The 13,949-nt window shown below is 70.4% G+C and carries 10 protein-coding genes and 4 pseudogenes; 7 read left to right on the plus strand and 7 right to left on the minus strand.

Going from position 1 to position 13,949, the window contains the following annotated elements:
• Positions 1-33: 33 nt before the first annotated feature.
• Positions 34-249, minus strand: a pseudogene (locus AMK31_RS41985) (ATP-binding protein); the annotation flags it as partial.
• Between the two features lie 1,008 nt (positions 250-1,257).
• On the opposite strand from AMK31_RS41985, the gene AMK31_RS41990 reads away from it, so the two are divergent.
• Together AMK31_RS41990 and AMK31_RS41995 are read left to right on the plus strand one after the other, a co-directional pair.
• Positions 1,258-1,827, plus strand: a complete 570-nt coding sequence (locus AMK31_RS41990) for a tryptophan synthase subunit alpha (protein WP_241842884.1) — start codon at positions 1,258-1,260, stop codon at positions 1,825-1,827.
• Positions 1,828-1,985: 158 nt separating this feature from the next.
• Positions 1,986-2,333 (plus strand): annotated as a pseudogene (locus tag AMK31_RS41995) (tryptophan synthase subunit alpha); the annotation flags it as partial.
• A gap of 175 nt (positions 2,334-2,508) precedes the next feature.
• On the opposite strand, the gene AMK31_RS42000 reads toward AMK31_RS41995, so the two are convergent.
• Positions 2,509-2,664 (minus strand): hypothetical protein, encoded by a 156-nt coding sequence (locus AMK31_RS42000; protein ID WP_241842886.1) that lies wholly within the window; start codon positions 2,662-2,664, stop codon positions 2,509-2,511.
• A gap of 912 nt (positions 2,665-3,576) precedes the next feature.
• The gene (locus tag AMK31_RS38565; protein WP_073945431.1) at positions 3,577-4,542 is read right to left on the minus strand and encodes an alpha/beta hydrolase family protein; all 966 of its coding nucleotides are present in this window, start codon (positions 4,540-4,542) and stop codon (positions 3,577-3,579) included.
• Positions 4,543-4,709: 167 nt separating this feature from the next.
• Between AMK31_RS38565 and AMK31_RS38570 the strand changes: the two genes are divergently transcribed.
• Both AMK31_RS38570 and AMK31_RS38575 read left to right on the plus strand, forming a co-directional pair.
• Positions 4,710-5,306, plus strand: a complete 597-nt coding sequence (locus AMK31_RS38570; RefSeq protein ID WP_073945422.1) for a TetR/AcrR family transcriptional regulator — start codon at positions 4,710-4,712, stop codon at positions 5,304-5,306.
• Between the two features lie 326 nt (positions 5,307-5,632).
• Positions 5,633-6,454, plus strand: a complete 822-nt coding sequence (locus AMK31_RS38575) for a DUF1963 domain-containing protein (protein ID WP_073945423.1) — start codon at positions 5,633-5,635, stop codon at positions 6,452-6,454.
• A 327-nt stretch (positions 6,455-6,781) separates the two neighbouring features.
• On the opposite strand, the gene AMK31_RS38580 is transcribed toward AMK31_RS38575, so the two are convergent.
• The gene (locus tag AMK31_RS38580; RefSeq protein ID WP_073945424.1) at positions 6,782-7,660 is read right to left on the minus strand and encodes an alpha/beta fold hydrolase; all 879 of its coding nucleotides are present in this window, start codon (positions 7,658-7,660) and stop codon (positions 6,782-6,784) included.
• Between the two features lie 133 nt (positions 7,661-7,793).
• On the opposite strand from AMK31_RS38580, the gene AMK31_RS38585 reads away from it, so the two are divergent.
• Together AMK31_RS38585 and AMK31_RS38590 are read left to right on the plus strand one after the other, a co-directional pair.
• A complete protein-coding gene (locus tag AMK31_RS38585; protein WP_073945425.1) occupies positions 7,794-9,731 on the plus strand; it encodes an AfsR/SARP family transcriptional regulator in 1,938 nt (645 codons plus the stop codon).
• Positions 9,732-10,228: 497 nt separating this feature from the next.
• Positions 10,229-10,771, plus strand: coding sequence for a hypothetical protein (locus AMK31_RS38590; protein WP_241842885.1), 543 nt, complete (start codon positions 10,229-10,231; stop codon positions 10,769-10,771).
• A gap of 527 nt (positions 10,772-11,298) precedes the next feature.
• Here the strand turns inward: AMK31_RS38590 and AMK31_RS38595 are convergent.
• The 3 genes and pseudogenes from AMK31_RS38595 to AMK31_RS42520 all read right to left on the minus strand — a co-directional run bounded on the left by AMK31_RS38595 (position 11,299) and on the right by AMK31_RS42520 (position 12,802).
• Entirely contained in the window at positions 11,299-11,715 is a 417-nt protein-coding gene (locus AMK31_RS38595) for a DUF4259 domain-containing protein (protein ID WP_073945427.1), read from the minus strand.
• Between the two features lie 60 nt (positions 11,716-11,775).
• Positions 11,776-12,162: pseudogene (locus AMK31_RS41235) on the minus strand (ISL3 family transposase); the annotation flags it as partial.
• Positions 12,068-12,802: a transposase family protein gene (locus tag AMK31_RS42520; protein WP_385313080.1), complete on the minus strand. Its 735-nt coding sequence runs from the start codon at positions 12,800-12,802 to the stop codon at positions 12,068-12,070. The pseudogene AMK31_RS41235 and the gene AMK31_RS42520, both read right to left, overlap by 95 nt.
• 245 nt (positions 12,803-13,047) lie before the next feature.
• On the opposite strand from AMK31_RS42520, the pseudogene AMK31_RS39465 reads away from it, so the two are divergent.
• Positions 13,048-13,882: pseudogene (locus AMK31_RS39465) on the plus strand (IS5 family transposase); the annotation flags it as partial.
• Positions 13,883-13,949 lie beyond the last annotated feature (67 nt).

Below are 13,949 nucleotides of genomic sequence, written 5' to 3' on the forward strand. Positions count from 1 at the left end.
CCAGCCGCACCCGTCGGTCAAGAAGCCCTTGCCTCACTGTGATGACAGGGGCTGCTCGGCCCAGATGGTCTTTCCGTCGCGGCCGTAGCAGGTGCCCCACCGTTCGGACGGCTGGGCCACCAGGAACAGGCCACGTCCGCCCTCGTCGGTGCTCCGGGCCTGGCGCAAGTGGGGGGGGGAGGTGCTGCTGGTGTCCGAGACCTCGCAGATGAGATGGCTGTGCCGGATCAGTCGCAGCAGTACCGGGCCATGCGAGGAGACGTACAGCGCGCGAAGGACCTCATACCTGCGTCTGACTGATCCCCGCACCACGCTAGTGCCGACCCCGATGGGTGGGGTCACCACCTGGGCCGACGCGGCCATGGCCGCAGGTGCTGCGGAGCCGGAGAGGAGGGCGCGAAGGTCCGCCGTAAGGTGACGCGGCGCGCTAGGCGCATCACCGGCGGCTCTCCGGCGGCTCTCCGGCGGCCGAGGCGACCACGGTGAGCGGCCGATGAGCGCCCCGCCCCCCGTCGCAGCCCGCCCGGCCCGGCGCCGGGAGGTGGTGTTGCGGGTCGCCCTGCCGGGCATTCCGGCCTGTTCCGCGGTACTCGGCACGGCAGCGTCGGCGCGGTCCTGGTCCACGGCGCCATCCCGGCAGCATCCCCGCTCGTGTGGCCGCTCGTGGTCCTCGCCAGCTGGAGCGTTCTCAAGCGCCGGATCCGCCCGGAGATCCCCCGGCAGCGTCCCGACCCGCACTTCCTCAACGGCATGGGCTGAGCTGGACGGTCCGGGCGGAGACGCGCCGGCACCACCCGGCAGGGGGTGCCTTGTCAGACAGCGGCGGCCAGCGTCTGCTGGACCAGCAGAGCAAGCTGCTGGGGATGAGGGCACGCCTCGGTCATGGACAGTTCCTTCCCCGGCGAGAGGGCGGCCGCTGGGTGTGACGTCGGCCAGGGCATGGAGTACCAGGTGCCATCCGAACGGTGGAAGTCCCACACGATGCCGTCGCGGTCGGTCAGCTCGATGCGGCAGCCACAGCCGTCTTCGCAGTCCCGGGCTGCGGAGACCGCTCGGCGGGCGGTCGACAGCCGGGGATGAGTTTGGCGCTGTCACCCAGCAGGCCTGCCAGCTGGACGAACGTCTCGTCACGGCGTCGAGTGGCTGGCGGGCGTCGTGCCCGCAGGGGTCTCGGTGGGGGCGCTTCTTGGCACGGCCGCGTGGACGGCTCTGCCGCTGCGGGTTCCGCTGTCTCGACAACTCGTGCTGACTGCCGCGGTGTTCGTATTCGCCTGGGTACCGCTGTGCCTGGACCCGCCGCCGTACGCCGCGCTCGGCCTCGCGGTACTCCTCGGCATGGCCTTCGGCGCGCTGTTGACGTGTGCCTACCAGGTCGTCGCCGAATTGGCGCTGCCCGGAACGGTCGTCGAGGCCTACGGCTCGCTCATCGCGGCCTTCGGGCTGGGTCAGGCTCTGGGCACGGCGGCTGCTGGGCCGCTCGCCGGGGGCGTGGGTCCTCCCAGCCGCCGCGGCCGCGCTTGCCCTCCTTCTCGCTGCCCCGGTCTGCAAGCGCCTCGCGCTCCGTACGGCCGCCGCCCCCTTCCATTGCCCGTCGCCCGAGAGGCTGTCATGATCACCCACACGCCGTCGTCCCGGCCCGCCTCGCACCTCGACCGCGTGCTCGCCGCAAGCCATGCGGAGGCCCGGGCCGCGCTCGGGCTGTATCTGCCGCTCGGCTGTCCCACGCGTGCGGCCAGCCTGGACGCGCTGCATCTGATCGGCCAGTCGGCGGACGGGCTGGAGATCGGCGCCCCGCACACCGCTCCGGTCCTGGACGGCCAACCGTGATCCGCGAGGCCGTTGCCCAGGCCTTGGCCGGCGGCTTCGACATGGACGACGTCTTCACGGCTACGTCGGAGCTCACCGCGTGAACGCCGGCCGCGCTGCTGGTCATGTCGCACTGGGAGCCGATCGCGCAGTAGGGTCCGGAGTCTTTTGCGAGCCAGTTGGCCGCTGCGGGCGGGTCAGGCGTTCTCATCCCTGACCTTCCCCCATCAGCGGCCGCCACCTGGAGGGCGGCGGCCGCCACGGCGGGCCCGCACGACGTCCCGCTCATCACGTCCCAGGCCTCCGCCGCGCAGCTCGCGGCAATCGGCGCGTCCCTCAGCGGCATGGTCTACGCCCCCGCCGTCCCTGGTCCAACCGGGGCCCAGCGTCCGCTCAGCCCCGACCTGCCGCGGCAGGTCCACCGGCTTCGCTCCGCGACCCGCCTGCCGATTGCGGTCGGCATCGGGGTGAGCACGCCGGAACAGGCCGCGCATGTCTCGGCGTTTGCGGACGCCGTGGTCGTCGGCTCGGCAGTGATCCGCCGTATGCGGGCCCGGTCCAACGCACCTGCCTCCGCTGCCGCCGAGGCCGCCCGCGACTTCGTGCGGTCGCGGTGTCTGGACGGGACGCGGTGGCCTGGGGCCCGAGGCAGGGGCCCGGCAGGGTCCCTGCCACATGGCGAAGGCCCCGTCGGGCCGCACCTCAGCAGGGCACCTGGCTTCCTCCGTCCGGTAGGTTGCCGTCGTAGATCCAGCCTTGCCAGTTCCGGCCGCTGTAGTAGGCGGTGCCGTGGGTCCAAGTGTTGCCGAGGTCGTTCACGACGTAGCAGTCGTACGTGAACGGGGTGTTGACCGGCATGGAAACGGACGGGGTGCAGTCGGCGTATGGGCCGTAGATGCGCAGTGCCGTAGAGGAGCGAGTGGTCCTTACGGTGGTGCCATCCCAAGAGGACCAGTCGTGGTCGTGGCAGGCGTCGGGGCCTGCGGGTGAGGCGGTGACGGGACTTGCGGCCGATAGGCAGGAAGCGACGATCGCGGTCGTCAGCAGTGCAGCACGTAAAGACGATCTCAACAAGGAAACGCCCCCTATGTGACCAGGTGATTGCACACCGGCTTGCCGTGAGCCTTGAGCGTAGGAGGCACGTCCGGCAGATCGTAGGCCGCATCAAGACAGCCGCAGACGGGCCCGGCCCGCTGGATGTGCTGCCCTACGGCGCCGACGGCAAGACCGTGCCGGGCAGCTTCCGGCTGGGGATCTCGCCCGGGATGGTCAAGCACGAGAGCACTGCGTCACCGCAGCCGCGACAACGCCCGCACCCCGATGCAGTGGGACACCACCCAGCACGCCGGCACCGTAGTTGGGTATGCCGTACCACTTGTCGCCGCTCGCCACCCTCCAGGGCTGAACCAGGCAATCCAGAGGTAGCAGTCCGCGCACCGGCTCGGCGCGCGATGTGGCTGCGGCGTCGAAGCCGTGAAGCAGGGAGCGTGGGTCGGCCGGCTGGAGCGGCATACTGCGCTGGCTCTGTTCACGAGTACCGGCAGCAGTTGTACGCCAGTCTGAGCAGTGTGTGCGGTCGGCCGCGATTCGAACGGCGCAGGAGTCCGGGCAGCGCGGAGGCAGCCGATCGCGGCCGATGGCCCTGGGTGCCGAGGCACTTCAGACCGTGGCGGCGGACTGACCCGACAGCGTCGTCGAGTACGAGCCCGCTGACAGTCCCGATGCGCCTTTTCCGCCTCACCCGGCAGGCTGACTATGGGGGTGGGAGGCTTACTTGGATTCGACTCGTCCTACCGGGTCGGGACCGGTCGTCAGTGCCTCGCATTCGTTCGGCCACGCAGGGGTGCCGGGGTGAAGCTGGGTGCTGAGGTAGGCCGCGGTGAGCCGGGCGAGGGCGGCGACTCGCTGGGGGTTCTCGTCCGTGGTCTCGGCGGCGTCGTATCCGGCGATCCCGCCAAGTCCGTGCTCCGCGTCGAACAGGGTGAGCAGGGTCTTGGGACCAGGGGCGAGGGTGTAGGGGTCGGCGTGCCAGTCTGGCCCCATGTCTGTGAAGTGCCGGGAATCGTCCTTGTCACCGGCGACGACCAGCGCGGGCGCGGTCATGGTGGAGAAGTCGACGGCCCCGATGATCGGCCACTGCTCGGCCATGGGCCCATTGAGGACTTCGCCACCTCTGCCGGGCGCGGCAAGCAGTACGCCTGCCTTGATCCGGGGCTCGACGAGGTGCACCACGCTGCCGGTGTCGGGGTCGCTGAGCCCGGCGCCCAGCAGGAGGGCGGCGGTGAAGCCGCCGAGCGAGTGTCCGACGACGGCGACCTTGGTGGGGTCGATCCGCCCCGCGAGCTGCGGCACGGTGCACTCGATCACGTCGAGCCGATCGAGGATGTGGGTCATGTCCTCGGCGCGGGAGCGCCAGAAGTCGGGTGCGCCGGGTGCGTCGGCGACCAGGTGGCTCAGTGTCCGGGAGGTGAGGTGGGTGGGCTGAACGACGGCGAATCCGTGAGCGGCCCAGAAGTTGGCGAGCGGCGCGTAGCCGTTGAGCGAGGACAGGTTGTTCGAGGGGCCGTGACCATGGGAGAGGAGGATGACGGGGAGGCCGGTTCCCGTCGCGGGTGCGGAGACGCGCACCTGGAGGTCCACGGGACGTCCGGGCACAGAGAGGACCACGGGGCTGAAGGACAGGACCGGGACGGGCGCGCCCAGGGCGTCGGCGCTGGTGGCGGTGGATGTGCTCACGATGTGGGTGTCCTTTCGGTGGCACATGCTCCCGCCGGTCTCCTGCGACCGGCGACGGACATGGCGGTCAGGGGCGGCCCGTTTCGGCTAACATGAAACGGAACGCCGCTCCGTTTAGCATTCGGAGCGATGTTCCGTTTTGTCAATCGGTGTGGAAGGAACAGGTGTTGGCCACCGAGAGCCCGGCAGGGCATTCGCCGTCCCGAGGCAAGCGGGCCGACGCCCAGCGCAACCGGCAGACGGTGCTCACCGCCGCCGCCGAGGTGTTCGTCACCTCCGGCGTCGACGCGCCGATCCGCCAGATCGCGGCACGGGCGGGCGTCGGGATGGCCACGATCTACCGCCACTTCCCGACCCGGGCGGATCTCGTCACAGCCGTCTACCACCACCAGATCGAGGCATGCGCCGAGGCCGGCCCGAACCTGCTGGCCAGTGCCGACTCCCCACTCGAAGCACTGCGCCAGTGGATCGACCTCTTCGTCGACTTCCTTGTCACCAAGCACGGACTCGCCGACGCCCTGCAGTCCGACGACGACCGCTTCGCCGCGCTGCATGCCTACTTCCCCGACCGCCTGCTGCCCGTCTGCGCCCAACTGCTCGACGCTGCGGTCGAGGCCGGCGACATCAGGCCCGGCACACAGCCGTACGAGCTGATGCGCGGCATCGGCAACCTCTGCATCGGACGCGACAACGACCCCCGCTACGACCCCCGACGCCTGATCGCTCTCCTCCTCCAGGGACTCCAGCGACCTCATGCGTCCTGATGCCGAGGCGCGACATCGCGATCTGACCCCTCCGCGACTTCCACGCGAGCTGAGCGGCCGCATCTCAGCAGCGGGAGACGCCGGCAGCCAGCAGCACCCCTGAGCTGGTGCTGCCGTTGCTCATGAACATCGGACACGACATCACAAGGACGCTGCTCAACGTCGTGAACATCCGCTGTCGTGACTCGTGGACAAAGCCACCGCGCCGGTCGCACATTCAGCCCCTGCCGGCATCGCGCTTCACAGGTCAGTGACGCCAAAGGGCTTTGCCTTCAAGCGAGTTCGGTCCCGCCGCTGCTCCCCCACGAGCCCGTTAGGGTGGCCCGGTGACCGACGCGAGCATGGACAGAGCGAACCGCTTCCGGGCCGAGGCGGCATCCCAGGGTCTGCCATCGGAGGAGGTGGAGGAATGGATACGTGACGCCCGTCCGGCGGTGTACTTGGCGGAGGGCGGTGACGGTCCCCTCGTGGCCCGGATCGGCGGCGACCCCATGCTGCCGCACGGCGTGCCGAGGCCGTCCGATCCCTTCGTGGCCTCCGTCGACCTCGCGGCTCTCCCGCCGGGCGCCACCGGCCTCCCGCTCCCCGCCGACGGCCACCTGCTCCTCTTCTCCGGCACCGATATGCACGGCATCGGGGGACAGGTGTCCGACGCGGTGCTGTACGTCCCCACCGGGGCCCCGACAACCCCAAGCCCCCTCGAACACAGCTGCCGGGAGCCGTACCGCCCGCGTGAGCTCCGTACCGTCTGGCACCAGCCGAGCGCCCAGATGCCGGAGAGCTTCGCTCTCGACCGATGGGGCGAATTCCCCGACGACGAGCAGTTCGAACTCGCCGACGAACTCAGCGACGCCTGGGCACACGTGGGCGGCCACCGCCCTGCCTGGGCCTTGCAGATCGGGGGCCACCCTGTCTCGCCCCAGAACGACCCCGTCCACTACGCCCGTGGTCCCGAGGAGGCCGGCCCCTCCGAGCGGGGCGGTGCGGCCCACGGAGAGGGCGCCGACGACTGGGCTCTCCTGGCCACCTGGAGGTGCGGCGACGACGTCACGGAACTGGACTCCGGCGTGGCCCACTGGGTGGTCCGCCGCCGGGACCTGGCGGCCCGGCGCTTCGACCGGGTCCACCGCTACGTCGAAATGGCCTGACCGCGCGGGGCAGGGGCGGCTGGCTCCGCGACGTTCATCGGCTGCCTTCCCGCCACGCCCGGCCGGTCCGTGGCGTCACCATGGCGTTCGTTCCGCCCGGGAACCCACCGCCGTCCCCCAGCCCCGGCCCCCGGCTGCCCGTGAAAGGTAAACGGCCGCAGACCGGCAGGGCGCTGCCCACGCCCTGGTGAGCGGCGCCGGGTCTTCCCGGGCAGCGCCCGCGACCGTGGGCAGGCGGGCGGTTCACCGGCCACCGGATCGCGGGGCCGGTCCGGTGGCCAAGAACGCGGGGCTTGCCTGCCACCGCTCATGGCTCGGGTGGAGGGCTCAGCGGAGCAGCAGGTCGCGGATCGCCCCGGTGATCTCGTCGGGCGCCTCCTCGGCCATGAAGTGCCCCGCGCTGGTCAGCCGGTGGTCCAGGTCCGGCGCCCACGCGCGCCAGAGCGATGCGGCGTCGTAGCCCAGTCGCACTCCCCAGTCCTGCTGGACGACCGTCACGGGCATGGCCAGCTGGGAACCGGCGTCCTGGTCCGCCTGGTCGTGTGTGACGTCGATGCCCGCCGAGGCCCGGTAGTCCGCGACGATCGACGGCACGGCCGCGGCGCATGCCCGCAGGTACGCGGCCCGGACCGGTTCCGGCATGGCCGCCGGGTCCCTGGCCCAGACGTCGAGGAAGGATCCGAAGAAGGCGTCGGCGCTGTTGGTGATCATCTTCTCCGGCAGCCCTGGCGGCTGTGCCATGAGGAACAGGTGGTAGCCGACCGCTGCCGGGACACCGTGCAGGACGTTCCACATGTCCAGGGTAGGCACGACGTCGAGGATGCCCAGGTGCGTGAGCGTCACGGGATGGTCCAGGCCTGCCCGGAAGGCGACCAGGGCGCCTCGATCGTGGCCGACCAGGGCGAAGCGCTCATGGCCCAGAGCCGCCGCCAGGGCGACGACATCGGCGGCCATGGTGCGCTTGGAGTACACCTCAGGGCCGGTGGCCACCGGCTTGTCGCTGGCGCCGTAGCCGCGCAGGTCGGGACAGATCACCGTGTGCTCGTCGGCGAGCCGCTCGGCGACGTGCCGCCACATCAGGTGGGTCTGCGGAAAGCCGTGCAGCAACACGACCGGGCTGCCGCTGCCGCCGACGGCGGCAGCCAGCTCCACTCCGTCTGCGCCGGGCAGACGGACGTGGTCGAAACCGGGGACGGTGAGAATCATGAAGGGCCCATTCCTGGGGTCGGCGGACCGAAAGCCGCGGTCCGAGGACTGACGGGAACAGCATGGGTGACGGCGATCAGCAGCCGATCAGTACGCTTCGGCGCCACAGATCCGCGGCACGGAAGATGGAGGCATGCGAATCGACGTACTCGGTGCCGTGCGAGCCCTCCATGACGACGGCACCCCGGTCGACCTGGGCGGCCCCCGCCACCGTGAGGTACTCGGCCGGCTCGTCGCCGCCGGGGGACGGATGGTCGCCACCGACACCCTCGTGCACGACCTGTGGGCCGAGCCACCGGTGCGCGCCGTGGGTGCGCTGCGTACGTTCGTCGCCGCGCTGCGCCGCGCCATCGAACCCGACCGGCCGGCCCGCACCCCGCCGCGCATCCTCGTCACAGAAGGCCCCGGCTACGCGCTGCGCCTGCCGCGCGACACCGTCGACGTCCATCGTTTCGAGGACGTCCTGGCCCGCGCCCGGCGTACACCCGACGGGCTGGCCGACCTCGACGCGGCCCTCGCAGCCTGGCGCGGCCCCGCCTACGCCGACGTGACCGGCTCCCCGTGGGCGCAGCGCGAACGGTCCCGGCTGGAGGAGCTGAGGCTGGAGGGGGTGGAACTGCGCGCCCGCCTCCTCCTCGACTCCGGTTCAGGAGCCGATCTCGTCGCCGAACTGGCCGCCCACGTCACCGATCACCCCTGGCGTGAGCCGGCCTGGGGACTGCTGGCCCGCGCGCTGCACCGGGCAGGCCGTCAGGCGGACGCACTGGCCACCCTGCGCCGCGCCCGCACGATGCTCGCGGACCAACTCGGGCTCGACCCAGGTGCCGACCTCCGGCGCCTGGAGACGGACATCCTCCGCGGAGCTGAGACCCTTCAGCCCTCACATACCGTGTGGCCCGCACGCGTACGACTCGGCCCGCGCACCACCGTCGAACTGGCCCGCACCCTGGCCCTGGCGGGTGGTGACGCCCTCATCCACTCGCGGCGCGACCGCCTCGCCGCCATCCAGGCGGCGGAACGCGCCGGAGACATCACCCTGACCGCCCGCGTCATCGGCGCCTACGACGTGCCCGCCCTCTGGAGCCGCGCCGACGACCCCGAGCAGTCCCGCGCCGTCGTCGCGGCGGCCGAGCGTACACTCACCGCGCTCGGCACCGACGGCCCCGCCGAACTGCGCGCCCGCCTGCTGGCCACCGTCGCGGTCGAGAGCCGCAGCGCCGATCTGCCCGCCGGCGCGCTGCGGCGCGCCGGGCAGGCAGCGCGCGAGGCCGAGACGCTGGCAAGGCAGCTGGACGATCCCGCCCTGCTGGCGTTCGCCCTCAACGGCGTGTTCCTCCAGTCCTTCACCCGACCCGGACTCGCGGCGACGCGGGACGTGATCGGCGCCGAGATCCTCCAGCTGGCCACCCGGCACGAGCTGCCGGACTTCGCCGTGCTCGGCCGTCTCATCCGCCTGCAGTCCGCCTCAGCCCTCGGTGACCTCGACGCCGCGACCACACACGCCGAGGCCGCCGAGCAACTCGCCGTCAGCACCGAGGCCTCTGCTGTCCCCGTGCTCACCGGCTGGTTCCGGGCCCGGGCCACAGCCACCCGCAGTGCCGAACCGGGCGGGCCGACCGCCGCCACCGCCGCAGCGCAATACCGCACCGCCGAAAACGCCCTCGCCGAGACAGCAGGCATGCCCGGGCTGCACCGCGGCCTGTTCGCCCTCGCCCTCACGGGCCTACGTCTCCTGCACGAGCGTCCCGCGCCCACCGATCCCGCCCTCGACTGGGGGCCGTACCACCCCTGGACGCGCCCCTTGGTGCTGCTCGCCCGCAACCGGGACGAGGAAGCCCGTACCGCCCTGGCCATGACGCCCACACCACCCCTGGACCACATGCAGGAGACGCTCTGGTGCCTGACCGCCCACGCCGCCGCCCGCCTCGGCGAGAGCTCGGCCGCCGCCCGCGCGGCAACGGCCCTGCGCCCCGCCCGCCTCGAAGACGCGGGCGGGGCGAGCGGAATGCTGACCCTGGGGCCGGTGGCGCGGTACCTGGCGGAGGCGGAGGCTTGCGCCAGCAGAAATTGACCGACCTCGTCCGCAGACCCCGCCCCACCTGCCCGCCATAGGCTGACCGGGCAACGCGCCCCGGGCCGGCCCAGCCTCATGTGCACAGCCAGGCCGTCAGCCCTCCTCCGCAACCCACGCCGGTGACAACAAGCCTGCCGATATGACGACTACCGTTTATTCGTCGCTTTCATCGACTACGGCCAGGGACCCTTCGAGTCCTCTACACAGCGGCGTCCGGCAAACACGCGCGGGTTGCCGAAAAACCTCGGTCGACCGGCTTGGTCGGCGGTCCGGGATCGTGGTTGCCGACCAGATCACTCCGCACTGCTTGCGCATCGAGACATCGCCCCGAAGCCGAGTTGGACCTCCGCTCGGCTCAGCGCCGACGGGTGAAGCCTGCTTGGCGCAGCCGAGCGATCATGGACTGCCCTGGGGTGTCTCGCCCATAGCATCGGCGTATGGGGACGCACATCGACGGGTTGATCGAAGCACGTACGGCGGGCGGGACGTGGGAGATGGAGGTCGATCTGCTCGACTTCGACCTCTGGAAGCAGCGGGACGAGCGCGAAGCCATGTTCGGCTACGGCGGGAGCCTCGGAGTGGACCGGCCGCTCTTCGACCGACGGGGGTGGCCGGAGGACTCCTGCGAGGAGGTGCCGAAGGAGGTCGACGAACTGAACCACAGCCATTCGTACGCGACGTGGGCCGAGATCGCGGCGGTTGACTGGGACGCGCCACTTTGCGACCGCCCCGACGGGAACCGTGTGGGCGAGTGGCGTCCGGGGCCGGACGGCGAGCTCGTCCTGCACGACGTGCTGTGGACGCCGCTCGAGGTGCTCGACGCGGCTGAGGAGATCTTCGGCGAGGATCTGTTCCCGAACGAATGGCCGCCGGGCGGCGAGGTCCATCTGAACGGCGCCGTATACCGTCCGGTGGTCTACACGGCCGGGATGATCGTTCCGCCGGACGGCGATTGGGCCCCGGTATGGGCGTCGATGCGTGCGCTGGCGGCCGAGTACGGCGACGAGAACGTCCGCCTGGTGGTCTGGTTCGGCTGAGCCGGCCCGACTCGGACCGCCGACCTGGACCGAAGCTTCACCCGCGGCCGCCAACGACACCTTCGACCGCCTGCTGGCTGGCTCTGTACCTCAACGCGGGAGTCGTTTCGAGGTGACGTTGAGAGTCACCTTCTGTCCGAGTTTGCGATGTCGGTTTGTTTTTGAAGTCACCGAGGGCTTTGCGGTGGGGCGGTGGGGTGTGCGTCTGCAGCGCGACGGAACTGCGGGACGTAAGCCCTGTTGTCGTCGCGGGTCAGCCACTTTCCAGCGGCCGCAGATCCACACGGCGCAGTGGGCCTGACTCGCCGGCCTCGGCGGCGAACCTGAGCTCCTCTCCGAAACCACATTGACGCCGGTGGCCGTCGCAGGTTCAACCCCTCCCGCACAACCGAACACTCCGCTGGACTGGCTTGCGCGCGTATGTCGCAGACGGAACCGAACAGCCGCTGACCGCGGTGCCTCCCGAAGTGGTGAACATCTGCTGTCTCTTCTTGGGTTCTGGCACGACTTCCGTGAAGCGGTCACGATTAGTGATCAGTGGGTGTTTCGAGTGCTTGGAGGATCTGTCGTACTTCCTGGCGCCACTGGTCAGCGTCGGCGCTGTCCACCCAGCCGGTTGCCATTTCTGATCCGTCCTGGAGAACCCGGTCCAGTGCCAGTCTCGCCGACGCGCGAAGGGAGGTTGGCAGTTCGGGCAGCGGTTCCCTGGGACCGTCGTCCGGGTCGATCACGATGGGACTGTCCGGGAGGGGACTCGCGACGAGAGCGCCAGCGGCAACAGCTTCGGCCCCGTCTCCGCCATCGACGCGTTCTCCCGAGTCGGTGACTCGCTGAAATGCCCGCCCCAGCACGTCAATGACCTGCTGGTGGGAGAGTCCCTCAAGTTCATCGACGAAGTCTGCGGCGAGATCGCTGTCGAACGGGCCGGTTCCCCACGTTCTCATGCATGGTCCTGATACGGCTGTCTCGGACGAAGGCATGGTTCCAGGAGCCACTGACATCGGTCACGGGGCGAGGAGGACCCGCTTGCGGAGCAGTGCGAAGCCAGCCCGGCCGAACATCTGGCGCTTGAGCATCTTGATTCTGTTGACATGTCCTTCGACGACGCCGGAGTTCCAGGGCAGGGTCAGGCCGGCGATGACTGCGTCGCGGTCTCGGTCGATGCCCGCCGCGAGAGTGTGGAGGCTGGGAAGGTCGTCCTGGCGGACAGCGTCGAGCCACTGCGGAAGTCGTTCCCCCTGCCGCTCGGTGAGCATCTGGGCGAAGGACCGGACGCGACCGGTCAGGGCGTCGAGTTCAGGGCAGTTGGCCAGGACGGCCTTGAGCCGGAGCTGCTCGATCTCGGTCAGCGTCTCGGGTCGGCTGAGGATCCATCTCGTCACCACGCGGGGTGCCGGCGGCTGCGCGGTGACCGGCCAGGCTGGACGCCTCCCGGTCAGGCAGCAGATCCACCGGCCGACGGGTCTCGACGTCGACGAGCACCGTGCCGTAGACCCGTCCTTTGCGTGTGGCGTACTCATCAACACCAACCACTCGTGGGGCCGGTGCTTCGGGTTCGGGCAATGCATCGAGCAGCCGCAACACCACGCTGGGGCTGATGAACACCCCGAAGGCCCGTGCCATCCGGGCGCCGGCCCGGCCGGCGAGGGCGAGAACCACCGCGGCGAGAGTCGACCGCAACCGCTCCGTCCACCTGCTGTGCCGCCGGGTCAGTCCCGGCATCTGCTCAGCGAACGTCCGCCGAGCACACGAAGACTCCGGACAGCAGAACCGCCGGACTCGCAGTTGCAGGACCACCAGACGTCCCCCATTGGGCACGTCTGTAGGAAACCGCAGGTAAGAGCTGTGCACCCGGGACGACTCGCTCCCACAGTCCGGACATGCCGCCCCGGCCGCTGTACTGCAGACGTCGATGCGTATCGCCTCGTCGCTCACGTCCAGCGACAGCACCGACACATCCGCGATGGACGGTAGCAGCAGGCCCTCCAGCGGGACGACGTCTCTTCCACGACGCCGCACTGTCGACCACACCAAGCTCGGCGCTGGTCATTTTCAGGCAACTTCCTGGAGTCTGATCGGAGCGTCAGCCGTCACTCAGCGTGCGCGCATCACGGAAAGCGAGCCAGAACCTCTTCTCGCGTGAACAAAGCCACCGCACCGTTTCCCGCCGCGCCTCGACCTCGCTCACAGCACGCCGCCCCGTCACGCAGTCGGCCACCGCGTGAACATCGGGGGGGTGTGTGCACTCCTGACGAACATGCGGTCGCCGCAGGCCACGCCATAGACCCTCCCCACCCGCGGGCAGGCCGATCCGGTCGGCGGTCGGCGGTCGGCGGTCGGCCGATCACCGCCGAACCCTTGAGGCAATCGCGTTGAAGTACCGCACCTGCTCGCCTCGGCGGGATCTGCCGGGCGAGCTCGGCTCGTTCCGGACCGCCCACAAACGGCTGATCAGGTGGGCCGTGGACGGCACCTGGGAACGCATCCTTGCTGCGGTCCTGGCGGCGGCCGAGGTTGCTGACGACATCGACTGGACTGTGTCCGTGGATTCCACCGTCTGCCGGGCTCACCAGCATTCCGCCGGCGCCAGGAAAAGGGGGCTCCAGGCCGGGCCGAACCTGATAACCATGCGCTCGGACGTTCCCGCGGCGGCCTGGGTACGAAGGTCCGCCTCGCCAGCGACGGACATGCGCGGCCGTTGGTCCTGCGTGTCACCGCCGGTCAGGCGGGTGATGCCCCGGCCTTCGAGACTGTCATGGCTGCCATCCGTGTTCCGCGAAGCGGACCCGGAAGACCGAGGACCCGACCCGATGCCGTCCTGGCGGACCGCGCGTACTCATCCCGCGCGATCCGGAGTCACCTCCGCCGACGCGGCATTCGCGCTGCGTCCCCGAGCCGTCCGACCAGGTCGGCCACCGTCTGCGGCGAGGCCGCTCCGGAGGCCGACCGCCCACCTTCGACACCGAAGCGGACAAGCAGTGCAACGCGGTCGAACGCTGCATCCACCGGCTCAAGCAATGGCGCGGCCTCGCCATGCGAACAGACAAGCTCGCCATCGCTTACCAGGCCGCACTCCATCTCGCCGCCGTCCTCATCTGGGCCCGCAGGTGACCCATGTGAGAAGCCCTAGGGGGTGTCCGCAAAGTCAGGGCAGCCAGATTCGTAGGCAGGCGATGGT

The organism is Streptomyces sp. TSRI0107, from assembly GCF_001905845.1.
GTDB lineage: Bacteria > Actinomycetota > Actinomycetes > Streptomycetales > Streptomycetaceae > Streptomyces.

Excerpts from the sequence above, each read along its gene's own strand:
- AMK31_RS42000 (WP_241842886.1), bottom strand. The coding sequence starts at position 2,664 with ATGCCGGTCAACACCCCGTTCACGTACGACTGCTACGTCGTGAACGAC.
- AMK31_RS38585 (WP_073945425.1), top strand. The coding sequence starts at position 7,794 with ATGCGAATCGACGTACTCGGTGCCGTGCGAGCCCTCCATGACGACGGC.
- AMK31_RS38580 (WP_073945424.1), bottom strand. The coding sequence starts at position 7,660 with ATGATTCTCACCGTCCCCGGTTTCGACCACGTCCGTCTGCCCGGCGCA.
- AMK31_RS38595 (WP_073945427.1), bottom strand. The coding sequence starts at position 11,715 with ATGAGAACGTGGGGAACCGGCCCGTTCGACAGCGATCTCGCCGCAGAC.
- AMK31_RS38590 (WP_241842885.1), top strand. The coding sequence starts at position 10,229 with ATGGAGGTCGATCTGCTCGACTTCGACCTCTGGAAGCAGCGGGACGAG.